Annotated in this window: 16 protein-coding genes; 3 read left to right on the forward strand and 13 right to left on the reverse strand. The window is 62.6% G+C overall.

What is annotated here, in order from left to right; all coding sequences use genetic code 11:
* Window positions 1-5 precede the first annotated feature (5 nt).
* The 7 genes from PGW49_RS07430 to PGW49_RS07460 form a co-directional block, all read right to left on the reverse strand.
* Window positions 6-647, reverse strand: a complete 642-nt coding sequence (locus PGW49_RS07430; protein ID WP_117746903.1) for a type II secretion system F family protein — start codon at window positions 645-647, stop codon at window positions 6-8.
* Complete coding sequence (locus tag PGW49_RS07435) at window positions 644-1570, reverse strand: type II secretion system F family protein (RefSeq protein ID WP_138113968.1); 927 nt, start codon at window positions 1568-1570, stop codon at window positions 644-646. Before PGW49_RS07435 ends, PGW49_RS07430 begins: the two co-directional genes overlap by 4 nt.
* Window positions 1543-2871 (reverse strand): CpaF family protein, encoded by a 1329-nt coding sequence (locus PGW49_RS07440; RefSeq protein ID WP_138113966.1) that lies wholly within the window; start codon window positions 2869-2871, stop codon window positions 1543-1545. Before PGW49_RS07440 ends, PGW49_RS07435 begins: the two co-directional genes overlap by 28 nt.
* Window positions 2868-4514, reverse strand: coding sequence for a nucleotide-binding protein (locus tag PGW49_RS07445; RefSeq protein ID WP_270226112.1), 1647 nt, complete (start codon window positions 4512-4514; stop codon window positions 2868-2870). Before PGW49_RS07445 ends, PGW49_RS07440 begins: the two co-directional genes overlap by 4 nt.
* Window positions 4514-5173: a Flp pilus assembly protein CpaB gene (cpaB, locus tag PGW49_RS07450; protein ID WP_227790272.1), complete on the reverse strand. Its 660-nt coding sequence runs from the start codon at window positions 5171-5173 to the stop codon at window positions 4514-4516. Before cpaB ends, PGW49_RS07445 begins: the two co-directional genes overlap by 1 nt.
* A gap of 252 nt (window positions 5174-5425) precedes the next feature.
* On the reverse strand, window positions 5426-6379 hold the full coding sequence (gene rsgA, locus PGW49_RS07455) for a ribosome small subunit-dependent GTPase A (protein ID WP_195503935.1): 954 nt from the start codon (window positions 6377-6379) through the stop codon (window positions 5426-5428).
* Between the two features lie 471 nt (window positions 6380-6850).
* A complete protein-coding gene (locus PGW49_RS07460) occupies window positions 6851-9532 on the reverse strand; it encodes a cation-translocating P-type ATPase (RefSeq protein ID WP_270226115.1) in 2682 nt (893 codons plus the stop codon).
* 442 nt (window positions 9533-9974) lie between these two features.
* On the opposite strand from PGW49_RS07460, the gene pyk reads away from it, so the two are divergent.
* Together pyk and PGW49_RS07470 are read left to right on the forward strand one after the other, a co-directional pair.
* Window positions 9975-11435, forward strand: a complete 1461-nt coding sequence (gene pyk, locus PGW49_RS07465) for a pyruvate kinase (protein ID WP_195363281.1) — start codon at window positions 9975-9977, stop codon at window positions 11433-11435.
* A 423-nt stretch (window positions 11436-11858) separates the two neighbouring features.
* The gene (locus tag PGW49_RS07470; protein WP_195621171.1) at window positions 11859-12932 is read left to right on the forward strand and encodes a PDDEXK family nuclease; all 1074 of its coding nucleotides are present in this window, start codon (window positions 11859-11861) and stop codon (window positions 12930-12932) included.
* Here the strand turns inward: PGW49_RS07470 and PGW49_RS07475 are convergent.
* The 6 genes from PGW49_RS07475 to pheS all read right to left on the reverse strand — a co-directional run bounded on the left by PGW49_RS07475 (window position 12929) and on the right by pheS (window position 20535).
* Window positions 12929-13777, reverse strand: a complete 849-nt coding sequence (locus PGW49_RS07475; protein ID WP_270226116.1) for a hypothetical protein — start codon at window positions 13775-13777, stop codon at window positions 12929-12931. The two genes, PGW49_RS07470 and PGW49_RS07475, sit on opposite strands and share 4 nt — an antisense overlap.
* Before the next feature lie 80 nt (window positions 13778-13857).
* Window positions 13858-14628, reverse strand: coding sequence for an energy-coupling factor ABC transporter ATP-binding protein (locus tag PGW49_RS07480; protein WP_229090555.1), 771 nt, complete (start codon window positions 14626-14628; stop codon window positions 13858-13860).
* Window positions 14629-14674: 46 nt separating this feature from the next.
* The gene (locus PGW49_RS07485) at window positions 14675-15511 is read right to left on the reverse strand and encodes an energy-coupling factor transporter transmembrane component T family protein (RefSeq protein WP_270226119.1); all 837 of its coding nucleotides are present in this window, start codon (window positions 15509-15511) and stop codon (window positions 14675-14677) included.
* A complete protein-coding gene (gene cbiM, locus PGW49_RS07490) occupies window positions 15489-16574 on the reverse strand; it encodes a cobalt transporter CbiM (protein WP_270226120.1) in 1086 nt (361 codons plus the stop codon). The genes PGW49_RS07485 and cbiM overlap by 23 nt, the downstream gene beginning before the upstream one ends.
* 246 nt (window positions 16575-16820) lie before the next feature.
* Window positions 16821-19274: a phenylalanine--tRNA ligase subunit beta gene (gene pheT / locus PGW49_RS07495; RefSeq protein WP_195543801.1), complete on the reverse strand. Its 2454-nt coding sequence runs from the start codon at window positions 19272-19274 to the stop codon at window positions 16821-16823.
* 184 nt (window positions 19275-19458) lie between these two features.
* A complete protein-coding gene (gene pheS / locus PGW49_RS07500) occupies window positions 19459-20535 on the reverse strand; it encodes a phenylalanine--tRNA ligase subunit alpha (RefSeq protein WP_035136801.1) in 1077 nt (358 codons plus the stop codon).
* Window positions 20536-21040: 505 nt separating this feature from the next.
* On the opposite strand from pheS, the gene PGW49_RS07505 reads away from it, so the two are divergent.
* The gene (locus PGW49_RS07505) at window positions 21041-22615 is read left to right on the forward strand and encodes a carboxypeptidase M32 (RefSeq protein ID WP_270226122.1); all 1575 of its coding nucleotides are present in this window, start codon (window positions 21041-21043) and stop codon (window positions 22613-22615) included.
* Window positions 22616-22791: the final 176 nt, after the last annotated feature.

Consider the following 22791-nt stretch of genomic DNA (forward strand, 5'->3'; position numbering starts at 1 on the left):
CCTCCCTACATCATCCCGCCTGCTCCCAGCAGCGGGCCCAATATGGACAGAAGCAACGCCGGCAAGATGAGCGTGCCGGTGGGAATCAGCAGCTTGACGGGCGCACGCTCAATCTCGCGCTCGACCGCGGCGCGATGAGCCGCACGGATCTCGCGACTTTGAGCGGCCAGTGTCTCGGCAAGTGGGGCACCCAGGGCGAGTGCCTGCCCCACCGTAATGGCAAAGGTCTCGAGCGCTCGCACGTCCAGGTCGCGCGCGGCGGCCAACAACTCGTCCTCACGCGTGCCCACGCCCACCTGCCACGCCATGCAGGCCCGCTCAAGGCGAAGAGCCAGCACTGACCGGCGGTTGGCGCAGAAAATCTCAAGCGCCGCATCAAACGAAAGGCCGGCCGAAAGACCCAAGCGCACAACATCGATCATCTCGGACACTTCGCCGAGCGACACTCGCGCCGGGCCGCCCGCTCCAACCGCGCCCTTCACTCGCGCGGTCAGGGCATCGACCACCGAGCGACCCGCGGCAGCGACCAGCACCGCCTCGCGCTTGCAGGCCCCTGCGATCTTGCGCGCATCCGCCCGATCCAAACCCGTCGCGACAAATACACTCAGGGCACACAGGCAAGCCACAACTGCAACCAGGGCGCTCATAGCTCCACCCGCATAATGCGCCGGATAACCACCAGGGCAACGACGTTGAGGGCTAGACCCAGCACCACAGCGCCCGCACCGGCAGGCGTCGCAAGACCGCGACGAAAATCTGCCGAAAGCAGCGCCAACACCGCGCACATGCCCGCCGGCATCGCCGCGACCATATGCGCAGACATGCGAGCCTGCGACGTCTTAACATCCAGGCGGCGCTTGAGCTCAATGCGCTCCCCCACCATGCTCGACGCCTCGGACAGTAAGTCGGCAAGCGGAGCACCGGTGCGCTGAGACACCTTAAGCGCCAAGGTCACAAGCGAAAGGCCGGGGGCGTCGATGCGCACGAGCAAGTCATCGAGCGCGTCGGTCGCCGAGATGCCGCAATCGATCGCCGCCGCTACCCGCAAAAACTCGGTATGCACCGGTTCTTGCGCATGAGCGCCCACAAAGCGCATGCCCTGGGCCAGCGAATGTCCCGAGGCAAGCGACATGGAAAGTGCGGTAAACGCCTCGGGCATGGCCTCTTCTGCATCGTGTTGCTCGCGCCGGCTCTCAAAGCCATCCCGAGCGGCGCCAGCGGCAATCGGAGCAACAAGTCCCAAGGCAAACCCGAGGGGCGATAACGACACCATCGTTAGCAAAACGCAGCAGACACCGCTCGATAGCAGCAGAAACGCCAAACGCCCCGAAGCATCTTCGATCACGAGGCCAAGGCGACGCGCCGGAGCCAGCGATGCCCACGAACGGGCAATCTTTTTCAGCAGATCGTTTTCCACCAACTCACGCGGCAGCTTCTCTGCCACCGTCTCGAACGCCTGACGCGCCAGCTCCGCCGGCGGCACCTGCGGCACACGAGGTTCCGCCCCGCACGCCGTCGCGACAGAAAACCCTGCCAAACCCCCTACGACGAGGGGCACAGCGACCTCCATTCGTCCACCTCCTCTTGTGTGAGCGTCCCCGACCGCAGGCCTTCTGCGATAAACGGCGGCTCGCGGTCAAGCGTCCAGGTGCGCTCGGCGGCATCGAAAGTCACATAGCGCTCGAGCTCTACGCCGCCCGACGCGGCGCGACGCACCCCCGAATACGAGGAGACGAAGCGCCTGCCATCGGCGTGGCGCTCGGACATCACGATGCCGTCGAGCGCCATGGCAATCTGCTCTTCGATGAGCTCGCTCGGCAGATCGATGCCATAACGTGCAAGCAACGTCAGACGCACCACGGTCTCCTGCTCGGAACCCGCATGAAGCGTGGTGAGCGACCCGTCGTGGCCCGTGTTCATGGCCTGCAACATGTCGCAGCACTCGGCACCGCGCACCTCGCCCACCACGATGCGGTCGGGGCGCATGCGCAGGGCATTGGTCACCAGGTCGCGGATCGTCACCGCGCCCTCGCCCTCAATTGAAGCCTCGCGCGCCTCTAGACGCACCACGTGCGGATGATGCGCAAACTTGAGCTCGGCAGAGTCCTCGATCGTCACGATGCGCTCGCCGGTGGAAATCTCACATGACAACGCGTTGAGCAGGGTGGTCTTACCAGATCCCGTGCCTCCCGCAACCGCCAGGTCCTGTCGCAGCGACACCGCGCACGACAACAGCTGCGCATACCAAAGCGGCAGCGACCCCAGCCCCACAAGCTCGTCCAGCGAGCAGATGCGGTCCGAGAACTTTCGGATGGTGAGAATCGGTCCGTCAATCGCCACAGGCGGAATCACCGCGTTGACGCGATAGCCCGTTTTGAGGCGGGCGTTGACGATGGGGCTGCGCTCGTCGATACGGCGGCCAAGTGGCGAGATGATGCGGTCGATAAGCACACGGATCTGTTCATCATCCTCAAACGCATGCTCGATGGGGTGCAAGACGCCGCCGCGTTCAAAGAAAGCCGAGCGGCAGCCGTTGATCATGATCTCGGTAACGGTGTCGTCCTCGATGAGCGGCTGCAACGGCCCCAGGCCCACTACGTCATCCAAAATCTCGTCGATGATGGTCTCGCGCTCGGTCGTCGCGAGATCGGTCGGTTCCTCAACATTGAGCGCCGCCTCCACCGCGGGACGCAATTCCGAGCGGGCAAGTGCCGGGTCGATATAGGCGCTGATACGCGCCACTTCGTCGTAACCCATGCGGTCCATCACGGCGCACTTGGTGCGTCGTTTCACCGCGCGGCGACGCCCCGCATCTACAGGCGCTGCCCCCGCTGCAGCGCCGGCAGCCTTAATCCTCGTTTGCAGGCTCATCGCTGATCACCCTCGCGCGACCAGGGAAGGCGGATACGCGGGCGTTCGGTGCGCGTTGCACGGTCGGCGACCATATCGCTCCAAGGGCCGACGGCGCACCCCAGTTCCACGAGCATCTCGCGCGTGGCCTCGCGCACGCTGGTCGCAAAAGCGCTGGTCTGCCCCACTGCCTCATCAGCGCGCCCAAACGCCATGAGCGCGGCGAGATCCTGCCCGCCATCGGCGATACGAATCTTGGAGCTCAACGCACAGGCAATCTCAAAGCGCATGGCGACGTCCTCGTCTGCCCCGCGCGCACCGAACCGGTTGAACACGGCGCTCATGCGCGTGCGCGGCACACCTACTCGACTTGCCAGTTCAATGACGCGCGACGCCGATGTCGCGGACGACACCGCAGCATCGCCAACGATCAGGCAGCGGTCGCTCGCCGCCACCGCAGCCGCCACGGCGTCGCCCCAAAAGACCGAGGTATCGATAAAGACTACGTCGGATTCGCGACGCAAAACATCAAGCAGTAGCTCCACCGGACGTGCCATGAGCTCGGCTTGCTCGGGCGCCGCAACGGGACCCCAGAGCGTAACGCCTGGCGCCACGCGCATCGATGTGGCTACGATATCCGGCTCGGTGAGCGCGCCCGCCGCCGGCTCGATAAGTGCCGCCATATCGCGCGGAGCATCGACGCCTAACAAGTCGTAAAGGTTTCCAAACATCAGGTCCAGGTCGAGCACGGCGGCACGCAAGCCCAACAGCGACGATGTGTGTGCCATGGTGGCAACGATCGTCGACTTGCCGCAACCGCCCGAACCCGAAATGGCGCAGATGACCGGAGCTCGATGCTGCGGAGCGGCAGCGTCTGCCGGCGGCATCGGAGGCGGCGGGGCGGGCGTCGGCGACAGCGTCCCCGTCTCCCCCGCCGCAACCACACGCTGCGTCCAAGCCGGCATGGCAGCTTGTTCGGTCTGCAAGGCAGGCTCGTTCTGTGCAATCTGCTCATGCTGCATCAGCGACAACTCGCCGCACCCGGCAAAGCCCTCAACTTCGTCGAGTTCATCCGCCAGATTCACGCCGTGCACGTATCCCATATCTACAGCCGGGGAGTCGCCAGCATGCTGTGCCGGCCCTCCAGCGTCATCGTATACAAGGGGGTTCCGGGGGCGCCGACCATGCTCGGCTTCCGCTTTTCCATAATCATCAACACGCGGGCCTCTTGTAGCGCGAGGCGCCCCGGGTTCCCTATCAACAAAAGCATCGGGCTCAATCGTCATGCGCCGATCGGAATCAACCGCTCCCTCGCCCGCGCGCCCGTTGCCGCATATACTGTGCGCAGCGATGACCTCGGTCGCCCCCGCGCGAAACAGTCCCTCGATATCCGACGGATCGAGCGCTTCTATCAACACGACCACGCGACTCACGCGGCCTTCGGCCGTCAGGCGCGCAACAGTCTTGCGCACATCTTCGATATCAAACAGAGACGCCGCGATGATGGCAGCCCCGCGGCGCGACGGAAACGCCCGCGCCATGGAAACCAGCCCGTCCAGGTCACCCACGCGAAGCACCTGTGCACCCGCATCACGGCCCTCGACTTCCTGCTGCAACAGCCCGTAATCGCCGCACGCGCAGCACGCAAGCCAGATCGCCTTCATCACTCGTCGCCTCCGCTCTTTTTGCCGCGCGCCGTGGCGGGAATCGTCAAGCTGACCGTTCCCTTGCCCGAGGCTCCCAGCAGTTCCTTGACGTCTTCGGGGTCAGCCGCCAGCGTCACCCATTCGATCTTGCCCTCGCGCGTGGCACCGGAATTCTCACTGGTATCGATCACGTGCGCGCCGCACAGTCGATCGGTTACGCCATCTTTTTGCACGTACACGTCCACATAGCTGCCCACGCCCGTGGCACCGCCGACCGAGTGCTCGGCATCGACCGCCACCGAAACGGCGACCTTGCCCTTAGGCACCTCGAGCTTGTGGCTCTCGGCCTTGGTGTAGACATTGCAGATCACGGCGTTTTTGGGAATACGTGAAGTCGTCACGTCGCCGCGTACCTGGCGCAGCTCGGTCGCCGCGTCACGCGGCAGCAAACTCGTCAGCCATTCCTGGGTTATGACATTGGTCTCATCGAGGGTCTCGCCCACATCGATATCGCGCGCCGCGACGCATACCTCGACGCGATCGCCACCGTACTTGGCCAAGGTCTCAGCCTGGACCTGTTCGGCTTGCGAGCGGATCGACGAGCCGTAAACCATGCAGAGCAGAGCAGCGAGCACGCCCGCGACCAGACTGATGGCGATGCGCTTGCTCTTGTTCACGGCCGCTCCTCTCATGGCAGTGCCGGGCGAATGCCCGTACCACCATTGTCTGGGTGGTCAGAGTGCAAAGCGGCGCAATCGCGATCTTGGTTTTCGATGTCAAACCAATCGCTGACCAAAAGCTGACCAGCCCGTCAAGCTCGTGGCAAGGTTTTGGTCAGCACGTCAGCAAACTGCATGTTTCGAGGCTTTTCCGCAGCAAAAAAGCCGTCTCCCGAACAGTTGGGAGACGGCTGTCATAGGAAAAATCAATTACAGATGGACATCGGGATCGAGTATTTGAGCGCTCACGCGCATGGATGACGCCAGGTTTTGGAACGTTTCCAGCCGCAGGCTGTCGATCTGCCCGGCGTCCTCGGCCTCGCGAACGGCGCAGCCCGGCTCATGGGTATGTGTGCAATCGCCAAACCGGCACGCGCGCGATGCCTCGACAATCTCGGGGAAGGCGCGCGCCAGACCCCGCTCGTGACCCACGAGCGGTAGACTGCGCAGGCCCGGGGCATCGGCGATCACGCCGGCGTCGCCCGGCAGCGCCACCATCACGCGCGCGACGGTAGTGTGACGGCCCTGGTCGTCGCGTTCGCGCACACCGCCGGTCGCCAACGTATCGTGGCCCAGCAGCGCATTGAGCAGCGTCGACTTGCCGGCACCCGACTCGCCCAGAATCATGGCGCAGCTCCCGGCAGGCACGCAGGCACGGACCTCGTCCAGGCCGCGGCCCTCGGCAGAGGACGTCACGATCACGCGCACGTCCGGACCCACCAGGCGGCGCACGCGGTCCAGATCGCGCTCGAGCTCCTCGGCATCGCAGCGGTCAGCTTTGGTAAGCACCACCACCGGCTCGGCATCGCAGTCAAGCGCCAACACCAGCGAGCGCGCCACGCGGTCGAGCAGCACCTCACCGGCACCGAGCGCCTGCACGATTAGCACGCTATCCACGTTGGAGCAGAGCACCTGGCGCTCTCCACGGGCACGGCCGCGCCAACGCTCAAAGCTCGTACGGCGCGGCAGCACGCACTCAATCACGCCCATATCGTGCCCGGGAGCGCGGCGCACCGCCACACGGTCGCCCACGGCAGGCAGCAGGACCTCGTCCTCGCCGCGCGACTTGGCAAACCCCACGGCATGCTCGGCGCGGAAGGTATCGTCGGCAGTCGCCACCAGCGGAAACCCGCGATCCAGGCGAATAACGGCACCCAGCCGCATCTGCTCGGGCTCCTCGGCATGTGCGCAGAAATCATCAAAGGCAGTCTGCTGGGCTTCATCGACCGGCAGATCATCAAACGCCGGGACATCCTGCAGCGCATCGAGCCCCGGTACGCTCGCCAACAACTCCTCGGCAGACGCGGGGGCCTCGGTCGCAAGCTTCCGACGACGATCGCGCTTAGCCCGCGCCCCCGTCGTCTTTTTCTTCGCTTTAGCCTTAGCCTTAGCCACAAACGCCTCCCAGCAGCCAAAATCACAACTGAGCAGGTATTTTAAATCAAAAAGAGCTGGCCGGGCAAAGCCCGACCAGCTCACAAACTTTCCCTCAGCCCTTTTCATCCGCACGGGAGAAAAGCCAACAAGGATACCGCAGGGCCCGCCCCGGAAGCCCTTTCTCCCGAACGATCCCGCAGCGCGAAGCGCGAGGACCAGTGAGGGAGAAAGGGCGTGGGGCGGGCCCGGACGAGTACGCTACTCTTTCTCCACAGCGCGCATGATCGCCTTGTAGATCTCCATCAGCGGGATGATCAGGAAGGCCAGGCCCAGCGCGGCAAGAACGCCCTTGAGCTCAAGCGTCACAGGGCCAAAGAACATCTCGGCAAGCGTCGGCTGTACGGTCACGATCACCGTCAGCACCAGCGCCAGCGCAGCGGAAGCCCACAGCCACTTGTTCTGCTTCTTCATGGTGAACAGCGACGCACGACGGCTGCGCATATTGAAGCAGTGGAAAATCTCGACCATGTTGAGCGTGATGAACGCCATCATCACGCCTTCCTCGTCGGCATTGCCGGCGATCATATCAGCGATGTGAATGTAGCCCATGTCAAAGTACACGCCCACAAAGAAGCTCGCCAGCACCAGCGCGGTGATGATCAGACCCTGGACCACGCAGTCCAGACCCATATGTCCGGCGAAGACACCGTCCTTAGCGTTGCGCGGCTTGCGCTTCATAATGTCGCCCTCGGCGTCCTCCATGCCCAGCGCGAGCGCGGGGAAACAGTCGGTAACCAGGTTCACCCACAGCAGCTGCACCGGCTGGAAGATGGTAAAGCCGATGAGCGTGGCGATAAACACCGAGAAGACCTCGGCAAGGTTTGCCGAAAGCAGGAACTGGATGACCTTGCGGATGTTGTCGTAGATGCGACGGCCCTCTTCGCAGGCACCGATGATGGTGGCGAAGTTGTCATCGGCAAGCACCATGTCGGCGACGTTCTTGGTGACGTCGGTACCGGTGATGCCCATGCCAACGCCGATGTCGGCGCGCTTGATGGACGGGGCGTCGTTGACGCCGTCGCCCGTCATGGCCACGATCTGGTCGCGCGACTTCCAAGCCTCGACGATGCGGGTCTTGTGCTCGGGCTGAACGCGGGCGTACACGCCGTAGTCCTCGATGTGCGCGTCGAGTTCCTCGTCGCTCATGCGGTCGAGGTCGGCGCCCGTGATGGCCTGGCTGCGATCGGTGACGATACCCAGCTGCTTGGCGATGGCCACGGCGGTGTCGATGTGGTCGCCCGTAATCATGACGGTGCGGATACCGGCATCGTGGGCCTCGCGGATGGCGTCGGCGACCTCGGGGCGGACCGGGTCAATCATGCCGGACAGGCCGCAGAAGACCAGGTCGTGCTCGAGCGCAGCGGGGCTGCAGTCGGCCGGGACCTCGGTGTAGGTGCGGCTTGCCAGCGCCAGCACGCGCAGGGCCTCGTCGGCCATGGCCTTGTTGGCGGCCACGAGCTCGGCGCGACGCTCCTCGGTCAGCGGAACGACCTTGTCGCCCTCGTAGATATGGGTGCACAGGCCGATCACCACGTCGGGCGCGCCCTTGGTGTACTGCTCATACTCGCCGTCCAGGGTCTCGACGACCACGGACATCATCTTGCGGCCCGAGTCAAACGGGGCCTCGCCCACGCGCGGATGCTCGGCAGTCAGGCCAGTGAGGCCAGCCTTGCCGGCATCGTTGACGAGCGCACACTCGGTCGGCTCACCCACGGCCTCGCCCAGCTCCTCGTCCCACTGGGCGTCGGAGCACAGAGCCATGCCGGCCAGGAACTTCTCCTTAGGCGCAGCGAGCTCGTGCTTGACGACGGTCATCTTGTTCTGGGTGAGGGTACCGGTCTTGTCGGAGCAGATGGTCTGCGTGCAGCCAAGGGTCTCGACGGCAGAGAGCTTGCGGATAATCGCCTGACGCTTGGCCATCTTGGTCACGCCGAGCGACAGCACGATGGTCACGACGGCAACCAGGCCCTCGGGGATGGCGGCGACGGCAAGCGAGACAGCGACCATAAAGGTGTCGAGCAGCGCGGTCGGATCGGTGAGAACGTTGCCCACGCCGTGGCGGATGATGTCGACGCCAAAGATGACGACGCAGATGACGATAACCATGATGGTGAGGATGCGGCTGAGCTCGGCGAGCTTCACCTGCAGCGGCGTGAGCTCTTCCTTGGCCTCGGCCAGGGCGCCGGCGATCTTGCCCATCTCGGTGTTCATACCGGTGCCGACCACGACGGCGCGACCGCGGCCGTATACCACGGTGGAACCCATGTAGCACATGTTCTTGCGGTCGCCGAGCGGCACGTCGTCGGTGCCGGCGGCGAGCTCAATGACGTTGGCATGCTTCTCGACGGGCACGGACTCGCCGGTAAGGGCGGCCTCCTCGATCTTCATCGTGGCGCTCTCGAGCACACGGCAGTCGGCCGGGACGGAGTCGCCCGCCTCGAGCATGATCACATCGCCGGGCACGAGCTCGGCGCTCGGCAGGTGCACGAGCTTGCCGTCGCGCAGCACCTTGGACTGCGCCGCGCTCATCTCCTGCAGGGCCTCGAGGGCCTCTTCGCTCTTGGCTTCCTGGACCACGCCCAGTACCGAGTTGACGATAACGACGAACATGATGATGGCGACATCGGCAAAGTCCGCCTCGCCCTTAACCATGCCCGTGAGCGCGCTGATGATGGCGGCAACGATCAGCATGATGACCATGGGGTCGGCCATCTGCTCAAAGAAACGCTTCCACAGCGGCGTCTTCTCGGCTTCCTCGAGCTTGTTAGGGCCTGTCTTGGCGAGGCGCGACGACGCCTCGTCGTTGCTCAGGCCGAGGTTCTCATCGACACCTTGGTCGCTGAGTACCTCCGCCGCGGCGGACAGGTATTCCTTTTGCATATAGAGTCCCCTCCTGGGATTCGGGCCACTCAGCAGATTGATGCCCGATCATAATTCCCAGGAGAAGGGCAAGGGCTCATCAAGGCTGCCGTGCTGAGCGGCAGTTGATAGTGGGGCTATGGTACCCCAAAGCGGCGCGTCTAGCCAAAACATTCCAATTGGAAACACGGCTCGAGTGCAACGATGCAGACCGTGTGATGCTCAACATTGATAAAACGTTTTTTCTTCGGTGCATCATCAAACTGAAATATCGCCCAGATAGCAGCGGTCAGAACGGTTGGTAAAGATTTTTCATATACCGTTTTTACCGCAAAAAATGAACTTCTAATTCGGCATACGGTCGATTTTTTGAGGTATTCGGTCGGCATTTCGTTATAATCATCTCAGTTTAATTTCTTATGGTTTATCTATCAGCGCAAGACGATGTCAGATGGAGGTCTGAATGTACAAGCGCACCAAGATTGTATGCACCATGGGTCCCGCCTGCGATAGCGACGAGACCATCCGCGAGATGATCAAGGCGGGCATGAACGTCGCCCGTTTTAACTTCTCGCACGGATCCTACGACGAGCACCACGGTCGCATCGAGCGCGTCCGTCGTATTTCCAAGGAGCTCGGCATGCCCGTCGGCATCCTGCTCGACACCAAGGGCCCCGAGGTCCGCACCGGCCTTTTGGTCGACGGCAAGAAGGTTGCCGTCAAGACCGGCGACAAGATCGTCGTCACCGCTCAGCCCACGTCCGAAGATTTCCACGGCACCTCTGAGCACATCTCCCTCGACTACCTGGCTCTGCCCTCCGAGGTCGAGAAGGGCTCCCTTATCCTGATCGATGACGGTCTGGTTGCCCTCGAGGTCGAGTCCGTCGACGGCCAGGACATGACCTGCGTCGTTAAGAACGACGGCCTGATCGGCGAGCGCAAGGGCGTCAACATGCCCAACGTCAACATCTCGCTGCCCGCCATCACCGAGCGCGATCGTCAGGACATCCTCTTTGGCCTGACCGAGAACATCGACTACATCGCCGCTTCCTTCATCCGTGACGGCGAGTCCGTCCGCGGCATCCGCGAGCTTTGCCGCGAGAACGGCGGCGAGCACGTGACGATCTTCCCGAAGATCGAGTGCGCCCTGGGCGTCGAGAACTTCGACGAGATTCTCGAGGCTTCCGACGGCATCATGGTCGCCCGTGGCGACCTGGGCATCGAGATCAAGCCCGAGCTCGTTCCGCACATCCAGAAGGAGATCATCGCCAAGTGCAACGCGGCCTACAAGCCCGTTATCACCGCTACGCAGATGCTCGACTCCATGCAGCAGAACCCGCGCCCGACGCGCGCCGAGGTTGCCGACGTTGCTAACGCCATCTACGACGGCACCGACGCCGTTATGCTCTCTGGCGAGTCCGCTGCCGGTAAGTACCCGGTCGAGGCCGTCAAGATGCAGGCCAGCATTGCTCTCGAGACCGAGAAGTACCTCCCGGCCCACGCTCCGCTCGAGGTTCCGGCCGACGCTCATGGCACCCGCGTTGTTAACAACGTTGTGGGTATGTCCGCTGTGAACATGGCCACCACCGTTGGCGCCAAGTGCATCACCGTGCCGACGACCACCGGTCGTACCGCTCGCCTGATTTCGCACTTCCGTCCCAACATGCCGATCTGCGCGTTCTCCCGCCACGAGTGGGCCGTCCAGCAGATGATCATGTACTGGGGCGTTATCCCGCATCAGGCCGAGATTACCCAGGGCACCGTCAACGGCACGATCGTCAAGGCGATCGAGACCGCTAAGGAGCTCGGCTACGTCGAGGCCGGCGACCTGACCGTCGCTACCGCCGGCGATCCCCGCATGAGCGTCCAGCTCGAGGACAAGGTCTCCTCGACCAACGTCGCTTACGTCGCTCAGGTGCGCTAAAACGCACTTGCAAGCATACTTGCATTGCAAAGGGCCCGGAAGGCTTCGCCTTCCGGGCCCTTTTTCTGTGCCAATGCCGCCGCACGGCAAAACACGCACTCATTTCTTTACCAAAAGCGCGAAATCCACCCTTCGAGGCCCAAAAAATAAAGCCCCAAGCGCTAAAAGTGTTCGCCCGGTGGCAAACCCACACCTCACACAGGGCTGATAAATCGTTTTAGCAAGAACCAAATCGACCTGGTTTTCGGAAGTATGCGGCAAATTTTGGAACCTCCGAGCACACCCTGTTTTTTCGCAACAAAATGCCTGATAAACTAGCCTCAAAAGCCAGGTCCGCTCATAGGGTTCAGATTTTGCCGCATACTTCCGGATTGACGCTGGCATCACTCGCTTCAAAGAGATGATTTCGGCCAGGAGGGCATTATGGACCTGACGCTTTGTGGGCAATCCGCCTTTAACTACTACCGCATCCCGCCGCAGGTATTAGGCCTTTACCCCGCCATTAGCCTTGGCAATATGGATCGCAGATGTTGTGGCCTCGGAAGTCATGCAGTTGTAAAAGACCTGCTTCACGCACCACTTCACAGGCTTGTATTCACTCGGGCACAATCCGGGTCGCGAAGCCTGTTTAAATCGCACCTCTTGACCCAAGAACCACCTCCGGGGTCGTTTAGGCAGACTGAACATGGGTTTGATGTCACGTCACCGGAGTTCACGCTGCTCAGCCTTGCCACGCAGGTCTCACGCAACCAGTTACTCATGGCGTGCTACGAGATGTGCGGCTCCTTTGCAGTGTTTAAGCCCTGCGAGCGAACGCAACAACAACTCGATGAAGCTATTTCGCTTAAGTTCATTCCACCCAACTGCGGCTGGGAGCGAGTTAACGACACCAAGGGCAATGACACCAACTTGTGGAAGCGCACGCCGCTTCTTACCGCAACGGATATCGCCGCGTTCGCCAAGCAAGCCGCAGGCCTGCGCGGCGTCAAACAACTGCGCTGGGCGGCCGAGCACATGACGGGGCAGGCCGCCTCGCCCTTCGAAGTACAGACCTCCATGCTTATCTCGCTCCCCCGCGACGAGGGCGGCCAGGGCATCGAGATCGCCAACAACGCGCGCATCCCGCTCAGTGAAGCCGCACGTTCGCTGTATGACAAAACCTGCTGCTACGCCGATATCCTCATCGAAAGCGCCACCGACAGCATGGGCGTCATTCTGGAATGCCAAGGCCGCTCTGCCCACGACAGCGAAGCCGCGAGCCTCTCCGATGCCGAGCGCGCCACCGCACTCACAAGCATGGGCTACGACGTCATCCAAATTACCTATGACCAGATCAAGGAGAAGAAGAGCTTCGACCACATAGCCGAGCTCATCCATAAAAAGGCCGGGCTTCCCCACATCCCAAAGACCAAACAGGAGCGCATTGCCGAAGATACCTTACGGCAAGAGCTACTTGTCGATTGGGTTGAGCTATTCACTGCCGGGCCGGCCAGCTAGCAGCTAGCAATCAGGGGCAGCGCAGGCACATCGGGCGATTCGACACGGGCGGCAAAACCCGCCTCGGTCAGCTCGATGACCTCGGTAAACGTTGCGTCGAAGAATTTCTCGGTCAGCAGGCGGTATGGCGGATGGTCGGGCTCGCCGGGGTTTTCGCGCACGATCTCGTGCATAACGCCGATGGTCTTGAGCACATACTCCTTATGGATGGGATACTGCCCAAAACGCGTCGCCGCAGTATACAGGCGATCGGTCGCGCGCGGAATCGAAACAATGCCGAGCGTCTTGCCAAACCAGTCAAAGTCGCCTTGCTTTTTAATGCGGAACTCCTCGCACGGCTTGCCGCCGTGCGCCTCCAGGTACTGATTCACGCGCGTATTCCATACGGTATCGGCCACCAGATGCGACCAGACACCCAGTGTCAAATCGAGCAACGACTGCGCCACATCTTCGGATGCAAGCGAGAACTCACAGGCGCCGGGACCGGCAACCGGCTCGGCATCCCTGTAGCGCTGGGGATAGTGCACGCGATTCAGTCGCTCGCGCTCATCGACAATCGAGGTGGCCGCGGCTGGCGCACCGGTGGGCGAACTTTTAAGCAACGGTGCCACATAGGTATCCCAGAACTCATGCTCACGAGGCTTAGGGATAGGCTCGGGCTTTGCAAAGTGCGTAATGCGGTACGGGATGGGATCGGCGATGCCAGGGACCATATAGCCCACGAAGATATCCGGAACCACGCAGCCAAACAAAAAGGCATTGCGGTCGCGCACGCTATTGGCAAGCGCACCGGTGCGCTCCAGCAAACGCTCCGTCTGAGCGATATGAATGTTCCAGCTTGGCATAGCCACCCCCATAAAAAACCTGGATAACTATACCATCACGGCAAAGCCGCGCGGGCGGCTACGCACGCTCTACGCAGCAACTAGTCCGTAGCACCGCTTTCGGTTCCATACGACGGCGAAGGCGCCTCGATCACATGGTGATATCGATCGATATAGATTGCACGGGCACCCAGGCGTCGCACCAAATCCTGGTGATGTGTGCTCATCAAGACCGTCTTACCCGCCGCGACGTAGGCCAGCAAGAAGTTGACCACAATGTCGCATGAATCCTCGTCGAGCCCATTGGTAGGCTCGTCGAGGACCAAGATATCCGGGTTCATCGACACCACCGCAGCCAGCGCAACGCGCTTCTTTTGCCCGCCCGAGAGCTGATAGGGAGAGGCGTCGGCAAGGTCGGCAACCTGGAACAGCCCCATGGCATCGCGCACGCGGCGCTCGAGCTCGTCTGCCGGCAGCCCCATCTGCGCGGGACCAAAAGCAACTTCCTCGCCCACCGTAGCGCAGAACAGCTGAGCATCGGCATTCTGAAACACAAAACCTACGCGCTGATGAAAACGCTGAGCGGCCGCGGAATCCTTTAGAAACGCCTCATCGATCACGTGCCCGTCAAACAGGTATGCCCCTGCATCCACGAGTTCAAGGCCGTTAATAAGACGCATAATCGTCGTCTTGCCGCAGCCGTTGGGACCGAGCAGGGCAACGAGTTCACCACGGTCCACGCGCAGCGAAACGCCGTCGACCACCGTATGGCCCGCATAGGAAAACACCACGTCGCGAAACTCGATGAGCGGCGTTGCCTCGGCGCCAACAGCACCGCTCGCGCCCATCGCGTCATTTGTATCGTTTGCCAAAACGTCGCCCTTCCCCATTTGCATCCCCAGTCGGAACCAGCAGCGCCTACAGCACGGCGCACAACACTGTCAGCAGCGCCACGCCGGCCGCATAGGCCGCATCGCGCCAGCCAAACCTGGCGCGCGCGGGAGCCGGATACGCACCGGCAAAGCCGCGGCAAAGCATAGCCTCGTCCATCGCGCGGCTGCATTTCATCGCCTTGATAAAGGTCATGCCCATGATACCCGCGATCGAATCGGTACGCGAAAATCCCTCGGGCGCACGGCCAACGCTGCGCAGCATGACCGATTCGCACAGATCGTGCGCCGTACGACCCAGCACCTCGATGTGCTTGAGCGCCATATCAAACGTAAAGATAACTTCGTCGGGTAGATGCAGCATCTTGAGCGCCGCCGACATGCGGCTCCACGTGAGGGTCCACGAAACACCCAGCACGAGCGACACGTTAATGAACGTCTTAAGCGCAATTTTGAGCATGGCACCCGCGGCAGAAGCGCCCAGCAGCAGGGCAGGCAGTGCCAGAACCACGGCAAACCCCGCGGCAGCCAACGCCGGCACAAAGGTCGCGCGCAGCCCGCGTACAGGGCGCACGGCAACGAGCACCAGCGCGATAGCCGCCATCAACATGATGTACAGCGGGCTCTGCGTCAGACACACGCACAGGACGCAAAAGAACATCCCCACCAGGCGCACCGGAGCCGAAACGCAAGAAAGGGCGCGGTCGACCATCGACCCGCCCTCGTGCGCGCCCCCGCCCAGGCGAACCCGCTCAAGCAGGCTCGCCAGGTGCAGGACGTTCTTTTGCATCACGCGATGACGAGCGCCCGTGGGCTCGTAACGCTGCTCGACCGCAAGCCAGCTAGGCAGCTCGACCATCGCCATGAGCACCGCTTTCCTTGACCGTCAGCGAGATCAGACGGAATGCGATGGTGAGCACCGCCACGCCAATCACGCCGGACAGGATATACATGGCAGCCTGACCGGCAAAGCCGAGACCCTGCTCCTCGGAATAGGCCTGCAGGTAATCACCCGTAGGCAGCGCATCGGCAAAGGTCGGGGTGTCGAGACCGACCGAAGCCTGCAGGCTGTCGTCGCCAACCTCCTGAACGGCGGTCGCGGCGCCCTCGGCGTCCCACTCACCCCAGGCGTCACCCGTGGCCAGCAGGCCCAGCGGCGTGGCCACGACAAGCACGGCAACCAAGATGAGCGTGGGGACCAGCGAGGTCTTCTTGGCAGCAGCGCCCTCGGCAGCAAGCTGTCCATCGGCGGCCTCGGGGCCGACGATAACGCTCGGCGCCGTCTTCTTGATAAAGCCGTAGATCGCGGCAGTCGCCACGCCCTCGACCACGCCGGCTGCCAACATATGCGGGATCATCATGGCCGGAATGGCAATGGACAGCGGGAAGGGGCAGTACAGCGGAGCGCCCGAAGCATTCGTGAAAAGCATCGGCTGAATACCAAACTCGATTGCTGCGCACAGGGCCGCCAGGCACAGGCCGACCCAGCCGCTTACGATGGCCGAAACCGAGGTGCCCCAGCTCTTGTCGTGCAAACGGCTGTTAAGCGCGCGGAACACGATGGCTGCGGCAAACGGCAACACGAAGGCCATGTTAAAGCAGTTAGCGCCAAAGGACAGGATGCCGCCGTCGCCAAACAGCAGCGCTTGCAGCGCCAGCGCGACCGAAACCGCGATAGCCGCGGCCTCGGGGCCCAGCAGCAGCGCGATGAGTGCGCCACCAACGGCGTGGCCTGTGGTGCCGCCAGGCAGCGGCACGTTGAACATCATGAGCAGGAAGGAGAACGCGGCGCAGATGCCCAGGAACGCCATGTGCTCGCGATCGAGCGTGGCGCGCACCTTCTTGATGCAGTGGATCCAAACGGGCACCATCGCCACCGCCATAACGGCATCGGTCTGCGGGGACAGATAATTATCTGGAATGTGCATGTACGCCTCCCGGTTATCGGCGCACGGAATTGCAACGCCGCTTGAATCACCTTTCCAGTGTTACGTAATGTCAGATTCGTAACACGCCGCGGGCTATCATAGCAAAACGGCGCACTGCCGACAAAGCAGCACGCCGTTATGTAATGCGCGTGTCATATATGCAGGCTCAACGGTGCCTTATACCGGGCACAGCAGTCACGTAGGACTCGGCAGCAGCCACCGCTGACCCATACCCCAGCGCAGGACCTAGCCGCGGACCTCGCCGTTTACGCCCTTGCACACCTTGGTGACGATCTTCTGGTGCGCTTTTTCGACCTCTTCGCTGGTGAGCGTGTGGTCGTCGGAGCGATACGTAAGCGCAAAGGCCATGGACTTCTTGCCCGCACCGATACGGACGGGATCGCGGTAGACGTCGAACAGGCGCACGCCCTCGAGCAGCTTGCCTCCGGCGCTGGTAATACGGCGCTCAAGATCCTCGCAGGTCACAGTGTTGTCGACCACGATAGCAAGGTCGTGCTCAACGGCCGGGTACTGCGAGAACTCGCGGTAGTTCTCCTGGTTGCGGGCGCCCTTGATCAGCTTGTCCAAGTCGAGCTCAAAGGCAACGACGACCTCGTCGATGCCCATGGCCTCGCGCGCCTTGGGGTGGATCTCGCCAACCCAGCCCAGCACGGTGCCGCCGGACAGAACCTCAGCCGCACGACCCGGCTGCAGGAAGGCATAGCCCTCGCCCTCGACGGGACGGAAGCGAACCTTCTCGATGCGCAGCTGAGCAAGCAGCTCCTCGACAATGCCCTTGCCAAAGAAGAAGCGCAGCTTACGGTACTTCATGTTCCAGGACCGCTCGCTCCACTGGCCCGAGAGCACGCCCGCCACGGACTTGGTCTCCTTGGGCAGGCTGGCGTTCTCGCGACCGTGGAACAAGCTGCCGACCTCGTACAGATGCACGTTGGGCGTGCCGTGGGCCTCGTTGTAGGCCACAGACTGCAACAGGCCTGGCAACAGCGAGCGGCGCATCTCGGTCTGCTCGGCTACCAGCGGGTTCATGAGCACCACGGGGCAACCGCGACCCTCGGTGGACATACCGATCTTCTCCAGGTCGCCCGGGGCGGCAAAGCCAAAAGTCGTGGTCTCGTTGAGGCCGCAGGCGCGCAGGATCTCGCCGACCTTACGAGTGAGCTTCTGCTCGCGGGTCAGACCGCCGATGTGGTTCTTGGCAGCCGGAATGGTCGCCGTCACGCGGCCCATGCCCCATAAGCGCAAGACCTCCTCGATCAGGTCGATCTCACGCGGCAGGTCGGGACGGAAGCTCGGCGGCGTGACCATAAAGTCCTCGCCGTCGCGCTCGACGGTGCAGCCCAGGCGGGTGAGCGAGCGCTCGATAAAGTCGGACTCGATGTCGGCACCGCAGATGGCGTGCACGCGGGCCAGGCGCAGCTTGATGCTGTCGATGGTCTTGGGCGCGGGGAACACGTCCACATAGCCGGGAGCGACCTCGCCGCCGGCGATCTCCTCAATCAGCGCGCAGGTAACGTTGGCAACATCCACGCAGCCGGTCTCGTCAACCTGGCGCTCAAAGCGAATGGAGGCGTCGGAGATCAGCGAAAGGTCGCGGCTGGTGTGCGAGGTGCGGCCGGCGTTGAAGCAGGCGCTCTCGACCATCACGTCAACGGTATCGTCCTCGATCTCGGAATCCATGCCACCCATAACGCCGGCCAACGCCACGGGGCGCTCGCCGTCGGTGATGAGGCCCATGCCGGCGTCGAGCACGCGCTCCTCGCCGTCGAGCGTCGTGAACTTCTCGTCCTGCTGGGCGGCACGAACCACCACACGACGGTGGCCATCGCGCTCGGCAAAGGTGTCCAGGTCAAAGGCGTGCAGCGGCTGACCGGTGAGCATCATCACGTAGTTGGTGATGTCGACGATGTTGTTGTGCGGGCGCACGCCTAGGGCGTTGAGGCGCTTGACCATCCAGTCTGGCGACGGGCCGACCTTGACGTTGCGCACGATGCGGGCAACGTAGCGGTCGCACAGGCCCTCGTCGGCGATCTCGACGGAAAGCTCGTCGTCGGTCGCGCGGCCGGTCTCGACCTTGATGGCGGGCAGCTCAACGTGGAAATCGCGGTCGAAGATGGCGCCGGTCTCGCGGGCCATGCCGATCATGGACAGGCAGTCGGGGCGGTTGGGCGTAATCTCGCAGTCGAGCACGGTGTCGCTCGAGCCCACATACTCGGCAAACGGCATGCCGCAGGGCGTATCCTCGGGCAGGATCATAATGCCGGAGTGGTCGCCACCCAGGCCGAGCTCGCGCGCGGAGCAGTTCATGCCCATGGACACGACGCCGCGAAGCTTGCTCTTCTTGATCTTGACGTCGCCGGGAAGCACGGCGCCAATCATGGCCGTGACGATGTGGTCGCCGGCCTCGAAGTTCTGCGCGCCGCAGACGATCTGCAGCGGAGCGGGATTGCCGTCGGCGTCGAGATTCTTGTCGCCCACGTCGACCGAGCACACATACATGTGGTCGCTATCGGGGTGCGGGATCTTGGTGAGCACCTTGGCGGTCACCACGTGGTCGAAGGACTCGCCCACGGTGTCGATCGCCTCGACCTCGGTGCCGGTACGGATATATTCGTCCGAAAGGGTCTTGGGATCCTCCGGAATATCGATCATGGTCTTGAGCCAGTCGTAAGAAACACGCATCTAGCTCTCCTTTCATACTGAAAGCCTGCGAAGAGATGCAGGTGGAAACTTCAACTTTGTGAACATTCCTTACAAAGCGAGGGTTGTCCAAGTGCGGCAGATCGGCCCGAAAGAGGAGCGCCGCGTACTTTGGTACGCAAGCGACGAATGAGCGCCGAGGTGTCGTGCTTGGGCAAGCCGCAGCCTAGAACTGATTCAAGAAGCGCATATCGCCAGTCATGAGAGTTCTAAGGTCAGGCAAGTCGTAGCGCAGTGCCGCGACGCGCTCGGCGCCAATACCAAAGGCGAAGCCGGTGTACTTCTCGGGGTCGATGCCGCAGTTGATCAGAACGTTGGGGTCGACCATGCCGCAGCCCAGGATCTCAATCCAGCCGCTGTGCTTGCAGAAGTTGCAGCCCTTGCCGCCGCACACGTGGCAGCTCACGTCCACCTCGCAGCTCGGCTCGGTAAAGGGGAAGAAGTGCGGGCGGTAGCGCGTCTTGCGGTCCTCGCCAAACATGCACTTAACAAAGTAGTCGAGCGTGCCCTTAAGATCGCCAAAGGTGATACCCTCGTCGACGACCAGGCCCTCGATCTGATTGAACTGCGGCAGGTGGCAGGCGTCGGCCGTGTCGGGACGGTAGACGGTGCCCGGGCAGATCATGTAGATGGGCGGCTTTTGCGACTCCATGGTGTGGATCTGCACGCCCGAGGTCTGGGTGCGCAGCAGCACGTCGGACTCGCCGTGAGCGTGAGCCTCGGGATGCGCGACGCTGCCGGGGTTGTTGTCGACCACATAGAACGTGTCGCGAGCCGAGCGGCTCGGGTGATCCATGGGCGCGTTGAGCGCGGTGAAGTTGTAGTAGGAGGTATCGACCATAGGGCCGGACTCGACGGTGTAGCCGATGCCGCAGAAGATGTCCTCGGCCTCCTCGATGATCTGCTTGATCAGGTGCTGGTGACCGATCTGCGGACGGATGCCCGGCAGCGTGATGTCGACGGCCTCGTGCTCGAGTGCGTGCTTGAGGGCGGCGGCCTTCATCTCGGTGGTGCGCTCGTCGAGCATGCCCTCGATCAGCTGGCGCATCTCGTTGGCGCGTTTGCCCATCATGGGACGATCCTCGGGGGCGAGCTTGCCCATCATACGCATCAGGCCGGTGATACGGCCCTTGCGACCGAGCAGCTCAACGCGCGCAGCCTCGAGCTTGGCGGCGTCGTCGGCACCTGCGACGAGCTCCTTGGCCTCTTCCTCGAGTTTGACCAGATCATCAATCAGACTCATGTCTTCCCTTTCGTCTCTCGCGCTCCCCGCTTGCCGAGGCGGCTGCCGCCGTCTGACGTTGCGAAAACGCGGCCCGGTTCGGTAACAAAAAAACCGCCCTCGGGCATGTGCATTGCCCAAGGACGGTTGAATTCCGCGGTACCACCTTGTTTGACCCGGCGGATGTCTGGCCCGCCGCGCCCACTCTTTGCCCCTTGTCGCGAGGCTCACGGCTTCCCTACTGGGACATCGCCGCCGCTGGCCGCGCGCCCGTTGAGGTCGCTGCTCGGGAGTGAACGCTTGGCCCTTGCCACCGCAGGAAGGCTTGCAGCCCATGACCTTCCCTCTCTTGCCGGCGACGCGGCGGGCAAAACCCTCTCCGTCAACGCATTGGGCTATAGGATACCACATTGTGTGAGCGTATCGCCGCGTTCCGTTTTGTTCGTGCTGGGTACAAGGCAGGTAGCTGTGCAAACTGGCCGTGCGCCCATCTGTGGCGCTCGGCTCGCGAGATCAAGGATATGGTATGGGAAAGAAACACGATAAGAAGGCAGAGCCCGCAGCGGGCAAGACGCCCAAAGGCATGAAGGTCGATAAGACCGTCAAAAAATTCCGCAAGCTCGAGGGCAAGCTGTGGACCCGCGAGTACCTGCTCAAGATTGCCGAGTTTGACGGCGCGACCATTGCCCCCGCCAACGGCGCCGCAGCGCGCGCCGATGCCATGGGCACCCTTGCCGGCGAGCACCATAAGCTCCTGACCAGCGAAAAGTCCGTTGAGCTCGTACGCTCGCTGACGCGCGAGACCGTCGTCGGCGGCAAGATCAACGACCCGCAGCTGCTCGACGAGATCCGCGTGCTCGGCCGTGACCAGCGCGAGGCAAGCGTCATCCCCACCGAGGAGGCCGAGGCCTGGACCAGGCTCACCTGCGAGGCCGATGCCGTGTGGCACAAAGCCAAGACGGCCAATGACTGGGCGAGCTTTGAGCCCTATGTGGATAGAATCGTCGCCCAACTTAAGCATCAGGCCGAGCTCATGGACCCCAAGCGCGACCCATACGATGTTTGGCTCGACCAGTACGAGCGCGGCCTTTCCGCCAAGAGCTTCGATGCGTTTTGCGATGAGGTCAAGGCGACGGTCGTGCCGCTCGTGCACGCCATCGGCGAGCGCGGCCAGCAGCCCGCTGCCGACTTTTTGCACGCCCGCGTGCCCGAGGCCGCCCAGCGCGCCATGAGCTTCGACCTCATGAAGCTCGTCGGCCTGAACCTGGACGACACCACGCTTGCCTTTACCGAGCATCCGTTTAGCGAGGGCTTTGCCGTGGGCGATGCGCGCATCGCGACGCACATCTACGAGAACGACTGTATCTCCAACGTCTTCAGCATCATCCATGAGGCAGGTCACGCCATGTACGAGCTGGGCGTGAACCCCGCCTATGCGCGCACGTGCCTGGAGGGTGGCACCTCCATGGGCATCCACGAGAGCCAGAGCCGCTTTTTCGAGAACACCGTGGGTCGCAGCCGCGCCTTTATGGGACCGCTGCTCGAGGTGCTGCGCCGCCACGCACCCGAGGTCTACGGCGACGTCGACGAGGACACGCTCTACCACGCCGTGAACATCGCGCAGCCTTCGCTGATCCGCACCGAGGCCGACGAGCTCACCTATCCGCTGCACGTTATGGTGCGCTACGAGATCGAGCGCATGCTGTTTGCCGGCGAGGCCACGGCCAAGGACATCCCCGCGCTTTGGAATCGCTTTATGAACGAGTACCTGGGCATTTCCGTTCCCGACGACACGCGTGGTTGCCTGCAGGATACGCACTGGAGCGGCGGCTCGTTTGGCTACTTCCCTACGTATGCGCTGGGCAGTGCCTACGATGCCATGTTTGTGCCGGCCATGTGCCGCGACGGTGTCGACCTTAACGGCGCCTGTGCGAGCGGCGACCTGGCGCCCGTCCGCGCCTGGCTGGGCGAGCGCATTTGGCAGTGGGGCCGCGCCAAGGACGCGCCGGAGCTCATCAAGGGCGCCTGCGGCATGGCGTTCGATGCCCGCTACTACTGCAGCTACCTGCAGGACAAGTTCACCACGCTCTACGAGCTGTAAGGCATAACCGACACGCCAACGCAAAGGGGGCGCCGCGGAACCAATCCGCAGCGTCCCCTTTTTTCACCCAATAACTAGGTACCCAATGACTAGTTCGTTGACGCTAATGTCTTGGCAACGTCAGCGAAAACGACCCTAAGCGAGCAAGGTGACGTGAAATGAAAGGGCGCTGACCT

It is taken from the genome of Collinsella aerofaciens, from assembly GCF_027679495.1.
Classification (GTDB): Bacteria; Actinomycetota; Coriobacteriia; order Coriobacteriales; family Coriobacteriaceae; genus Collinsella; species Collinsella aerofaciens_AK.